Source organism: Bacillus sp. GMs2/2 (genome assembly GCF_050172095.1).
Classification (GTDB): domain Bacteria; phylum Bacillota; class Bacilli; order Bacillales; family Bacillaceae_G; genus Bacillus_A; species Bacillus_A cereus.
This window is the reverse complement of the sequence record NZ_JBNLYE010000267.1, coordinates 1-5,737: the sequence shown is the minus strand read 5'-3', so window position 1 is coordinate 5,737 and position 5,737 is coordinate 1. Positions and strand designations below refer to the sequence as shown.

The window sequence follows — 5,737 nt, the reverse complement described above, 5'->3', positions numbered from 1 at the left end:
TTAGGTGGTGCTTTACTATGAAATTAGCTGTCATTGGTGGCGGTGATTTACAAGATTCAAATCACTTGCCTATTAATGAACGCCTTATAGAATTAACAAATAAACAGTATCCAAAAGTATTGTTTATTCCAACGGCTAGTCATGATGATGAAAGCTATATAAAATTATTTTTAGACACGTTTGAAAAACAATTACATTGTGAAGTACAAATTTTACGCATTACAACAGATTCACCTTCTAAGTATGAAATAGAGGAGATGATTCATTCAGCCGATTTAATTTATCTAGGTGGCGGAAACTATATTCACATGCTTACGCAATGGAAAGAACATAGACTTGATGAAAAATTATTATTGGCTCTGCAACAAGGAACACTTATTGCTGGTTATAGCGCTGGTGCTATGTGTTGGTTCACGTCTAGTATCCGATCAGATTATGAAGGTTCTGGTTATATAGAGAGTAACGGATGGGGTATTGTTAATAAAAGATTTTGTCCACATTATAATCAATTAAACAGAATGAACGCCTTCCATTCCTTTTTACAAAATCATCAAGGGAATATAGAAGGAATTGCACTGGAGGATAATTGCGCTTTATATATTACAGAGGAATCCTTTGAGATTATCGGTGAACCGGAAAAAGCGTGGGAGTTTTATATGAGTGATAAAACACTCATTAGACAACATTTTGATATAACTTTAAAAAGCTATTTGTAAACCTGCACTTACGAAAAAATGTCCCTAAGTCTAATAACTTAGGGACATTTTTCTATTTAACTAACTAATCGTGTAATTCGTTTCTTTTGCCATGAAAGCTTATAATATGCATACTGCAATAGTAAGCTGACAATAAATGCTGCTGGATACCCGATCCAAATGCCTTCTATTCCAAGACTTGTATGGTAAGAAAGATAATATGCTACGGGTACTTCTACAAGCCAAATTGAAACAACTCCAATAACAGTTGGCCAAAGTACTGTACCGCTCGCTCGCATTGTCGCACTAATAATTTGTGCATGACCGAAAATTAAATAACTCCATAACGTAATCATAACTAAGCTATGAGCAATTTCAATTGTAGTTTGACTCGTTAAAAATAGTGATAAAATGTCTCTTGAGAATAAATAAATAAGAGATATTAACACACCACCGATGACGTAGTTCATAATAATTCCGGCCTTCACAACTTTCTGCAATCGATCAAATTGATTCGCCCCAATTGATTGTGCTGCAAAAATAGAAACTGTAATACCAAGGCTAACTGCTGGCATTTGTACATAACTTGCAACTTGATTCACAACGCCGTAAGCAGCTGTTGCATCCGAACCGTAACGATTTACAAATGCGATTACGGCAATCTCAGATAATGAAACTAATATCATATTTATACTTGCCGGTATACCGAGCCTTAGCAATAGCTTTAATAACTCCCCATCCATTCGAAGGTATTTTCTAACCATTCCATCTAGTTGTAATGGGTGATTTTTCTTCTTTAAATACACAAGCATGACAATAAACGTAATAACTGTAGATATAACAGATGCATAGGCTGCTCCATACACATCTAATTTCGGAGCTCCTAACCATCCAAAAATAAGAACTGGTAATAAAATCATATTTAGTGCTGTACTTACAATTAAAAAGTAAAATGGCGTTTTAGAATCTCCTGTACCTCTCATAAATGTTGTATATGCGAAATATAAAAATAATACTGGCATCGATATAAATAAAATCCGTGCATAATGTACACTTATTTCAATAATATTTTCTGGCGTTCCCATTAGACGCATAATATCCATCGCAAAAATACTTCCTATTATCGCCAACACAACTCCAATAATAAAGGTAAATGTCAGCGTCGTACCAACGATAGCTTTTAAACGATCTTCGTTTTTAGCACCAAACGCCTGACCAATTAAAATAGAGCTCCCTGAACCGATACCAATTACAAATGAAACGAGCAAGAAAAATAATGGGAAGAATGCTGATATGGCCGCTAAATCATTAACTCCAAGCCATCTTCCTACTACTACCATACCAAATAATTGTCCAACTGATTGTAGTACATTACTTAATAATAACGGTACTAAAAACATCGACATCGATTTCCAAATTGGTTTACTCTCACTTTCCAACTTATGTGACTCCGCACCTTCTTTATTGTTATCTGCAGGTGGTTTCAAATTTCATTTCTCCTTTTATTAAAAATCTATTTTCAATATCTATCTCTTTGTATAGTTGTTATAATACTGTGCTTCTATTCATTTTCTTTTCATATGATTATAACTTCACCCAATATTGACTTCCATCGGCTGTTCGATCTAAAAATCCATATTCGATTAAATATCTTCTTAAAGTTACGAAATCAGGGTATACATTTTCTATCACTGTATTTACTTCTTTTTCAGTATACTTTTTATTACTATCAAACTTTTTCACTAAATGACGCAATATAATTAATTTACGCTTTTGTTTCTTCGGAAATTTAGAGAGAGGTCCATCTAATCCTTCTGTAAAGTGAGCTTTTAATACTTCATTATTTTCTTCTTCCGTAATATTGTATCGGTCATCCACCATCGTTGCTGTTCTGTGAATTGGTACAAATTTCGTTTGTACTTTTGATTTTTCTTCTGATAATTCCATTAGCGCTAAAAATACTTTTGCTTGCTTCATTTTCTCTCGCAGTGTAAATCGATGATTACGAATTGTTGATGTACTTCCGCCATCCAACTCTTTTACAATTTCTTTATCATTCAGTCCCATATAGAAAAACTGAACCATTTTCTTTTGTAAATCCGTTAATCCAGTAAATTTCTTATCCATATTTAGCAAATAATCAAACATAGACGTATGCTCATTTTGAATATGCAATTGGACGAACTTCTCTGCTTCATACAAAACTTGATTATCTTGATAAATAACACCTTTAATAAATGTTTCACCACAAGCTAAGCAAATGTACCCCTCTTTTTCTTCATCAAACACATACCCTTTCTTTAATTCCTCTATTGACGCATCCCAAAACTTCTCTGAAATATCGCTCATACTAAACACTCCTTCAAAATGTTTATTTAAAAACCAAACAAATCGCTATATCGTTTATTATCACTTCTTCATCTTATCACAACACAAACAAACATTTCAACGTTTCGTTTGCCCATTTTATAAACTTTTATAAAAACATCTATCGAAAGGATTTGATATAACGAAAAGCGAATGTATTTATACAACCTCATTTTATAGGATGTGAAATAGAACATGAATATTCTTCAAGACCCTTGGTTTACCGTTAAGCAAATTACACAGAACGCATATGCGATTAGTGAATATGGAACTGGTATTCACTCATTACAAAACTTCAGTATTCAATTTTAACTACAAAAAAGATGTTTCCGTATAAGAAAACACCTTTTACTTTTTATCCCGCTATTTACCGGGCAGTAAGCCTCCCACTAATTAACGTTTCACTTTATATATTCTATTTACAGTCTCTACTAAAACCTTACTTGCTTGTACAAATGTATGCTTTCGATTTCTATCTTCAACAAATTTATTAGCACAACTACTCATAATCATCATACAACTAATTATGACTAACGCTATCTTTCTATTCTTGTAAGTCACTTTATGCCACTCCACTATTACAAAACTTCTTTGGAATTTATCCCATCAAGAAATTTTACATGAATAATAAAACGTGTGAATATGCAATTCTGCATATTCACACGTTTTATCACAATGTTATGATTTAATTTAGTTAAAGAACAAGTATACCGAGGTGACTAACTTGAAATTTAAAGCGAAAAAAAATCCATTCCACGTCATTTTCATTACATTATTTATAATTATTTTTTTCGTTTCATTATTCTTCCAAAATGAAAATTCTATTTTTTTCACTCTCATGATGCTGCTAAATATCGTGAATCTTTCTTCATTCTATTTCTCTCACTACAACGTAACGGAATCATCTCTTGTTGTAAAACACGGTTTCATACTTCGTACTGAAATCCCATTTAAAGACATTCGCCATATTAAGCACTCTGGCAAAAAACTTCGTTCAAAAAAATGGACTAGGCAACAATTAGAAATACATTACAATTTATTTGACTCAGTGACCTCTTTCGTACCACAAGAAGAAGAAAAATTCATTTCACTCTTAAAAGAGAACTGCCCACAGATAAAAGTAATGAATACGCCTGCTAACAAATAATATATTTTGAAGCTTGTAGTATTGCAAGTAGATGAAACTTAAAAATGAACATCAAAAAGCCAAGATTCTATACTAAGAACCTTGGCTTTCTCTATTACTCTTTTGGAGCAATCATTTTCTTTGGATCTACAATTTCATCAAATTGCTCTTCTGTTAGTAGCCCAGATTGCAATGCTGCTTCTTTTAAAGTTAATCCTTCTTTATGAGCATGCTTCGCAATTTTAGCTGCATTTTCATATCCGATATGTGGGTTTAGCGCTGTTACAAGCATTAGTGAACGATTCACATTTTCATTAATTACTTCTTCATCTGCTTCAATACCAACTGCACAATTGTCATTAAACGAAACAATTGCATCCGCTAATAAGTGAGCTGATTGTAAGAAGTTATAAGCAATAACAGGTTTAAATACATTTAACTCAAAGTTACCTTGGCTCGCAGCAAATCCGATTGTTGCATCATTCCCCATCACTTGCGCTACAACCATCGTTAACGCTTCACTTTGCGTTGGATTTACTTTACCTGGCATAATAGAGCTTCCCGGTTCATTTGCTGGAATAATAATTTCTCCAAGACCACTACGTGGACCACTTGCAAGCCAACGCACATCATTAGCGATCTTCATTAAATCCGCAGCTAATGCTTTTAATGCACCGTGAGTATATACAACTTCATCATGGCTCGTTAATGCATGGAACTTATTTGGTGCAGAAACAAATTGTTTACCTGTAAATTGACTAATTTCCTCTGATACCATCTCACCAAATTTAGGATGAGCATTAATACCTGTTCCAACCGCAGTTCCACCAATTGCTAACTCTTTCATATATGTATTGCTCTCTGCAATCATACGCTCTGTTTTTTCAAGCATACGGTGCCATCCGCTAATTTCTTGCCCTAAAGTTAACGGCGTTGCATCTTGTAAATGTGTACGACCAATTTTTATAATATGTTCAAATGCAGTTACTTTTTCTGCTAAAGTTTCTTTTAATTTCGTAATTGCCGGTAATACGTGATTTTCTACTGCGATTACACAAGCTACATGAAGCGCCGTTGGAAATGTATCATTTGAACTTTGTGACATGTTCACATCATCATTCGGATGAATATGTACGTCAGATCCCTTCTCTTTCAAAATTTGATTCCCACGATTTGCAATTACTTCATTCACATTCATATTTGACTGTGTACCACTACCTGTTTGCCATACAACAAGCGGAAAATGTTCATTCCATTTCCCTGCAATCACTTCGTCAGCAGCTTCTACAATTGCTTCTGCTTTTTCTTCTGATAGCTTTCCTAATTTTTGATTGCTAAGCGCTGCACTCTTCTTTAAAATTGCAAATGCTTTTACAATTTCAAGCGGCATTTGCTCTGTTCCAATTGGAAAGTTTTCTTTACTACGTTGTGTTTGTGCTGCCCATAATTTATCAGCTGGAACTTTTATTTCTCCTAATGTATCTCTTTCAATTCTGTACTCCATGTTTTCATCCCCTTGAAAATATAATACCTACATCTCTTATAATAA

At 33.7% G+C, this 5,737-nt stretch carries 6 protein-coding genes; 2 read left to right on the top strand and 4 right to left on the bottom strand.

Annotation, left to right across the window (positions count from 1 at the left end):
• The first annotated feature begins 17 nt into the window (after window positions 1-17).
• On the top strand, window positions 18-716 hold the full coding sequence (locus tag ACQGS6_RS21995) for a peptidase E (protein WP_000762121.1): 699 nt from the start codon (window positions 18-20) through the stop codon (window positions 714-716).
• 56 nt (window positions 717-772) lie between these two features.
• On the opposite strand, the gene ACQGS6_RS21990 is transcribed toward ACQGS6_RS21995, so the two are convergent.
• From ACQGS6_RS21990 to ACQGS6_RS21980, 3 genes are all read right to left on the bottom strand, one after another.
• On the bottom strand, window positions 773-2,182 hold the full coding sequence (locus tag ACQGS6_RS21990; RefSeq protein ID WP_000804126.1) for an MATE family efflux transporter: 1,410 nt from the start codon (window positions 2,180-2,182) through the stop codon (window positions 773-775).
• A 97-nt stretch (window positions 2,183-2,279) separates the two neighbouring features.
• Window positions 2,280-3,044 carry a DUF2087 domain-containing protein gene (locus ACQGS6_RS21985; RefSeq protein ID WP_001280277.1) on the bottom strand — a complete coding sequence of 255 codons (765 nt, stop codon included), beginning with the start codon at window positions 3,042-3,044 and terminating at the stop codon, window positions 2,280-2,282.
• 411 nt (window positions 3,045-3,455) lie between these two features.
• Window positions 3,456-3,623 (bottom strand): hypothetical protein, encoded by a 168-nt coding sequence (locus tag ACQGS6_RS21980; RefSeq protein WP_000221433.1) that lies wholly within the window; start codon window positions 3,621-3,623, stop codon window positions 3,456-3,458.
• Window positions 3,624-3,786: 163 nt separating this feature from the next.
• Here ACQGS6_RS21980 and ACQGS6_RS21975 point away from each other — a divergent pair, with 163 nt between their 5' ends.
• The gene (locus tag ACQGS6_RS21975) at window positions 3,787-4,209 is read left to right on the top strand and encodes a PH domain-containing protein (protein WP_025967116.1); all 423 of its coding nucleotides are present in this window, start codon (window positions 3,787-3,789) and stop codon (window positions 4,207-4,209) included.
• A gap of 94 nt (window positions 4,210-4,303) precedes the next feature.
• On the opposite strand, the gene fumC is transcribed toward ACQGS6_RS21975, so the two are convergent.
• Window positions 4,304-5,692, bottom strand: coding sequence for a class II fumarate hydratase (gene fumC, locus ACQGS6_RS21970; protein WP_000456608.1), 1,389 nt, complete (start codon window positions 5,690-5,692; stop codon window positions 4,304-4,306).
• Window positions 5,693-5,737: the final 45 nt, after the last annotated feature.

Excerpts from the sequence above, each read along its gene's own strand:
- fumC (WP_000456608.1), bottom strand. The coding sequence starts at position 5,692 with ATGGAGTACAGAATTGAAAGAGATACATTAGGAGAAATAAAAGTTCCA.
- ACQGS6_RS21995 (WP_000762121.1), top strand. The coding sequence starts at position 18 with ATGAAATTAGCTGTCATTGGTGGCGGTGATTTACAAGATTCAAATCAC.
- ACQGS6_RS21985 (WP_001280277.1), bottom strand. The coding sequence starts at position 3,044 with ATGAGCGATATTTCAGAGAAGTTTTGGGATGCGTCAATAGAGGAATTA.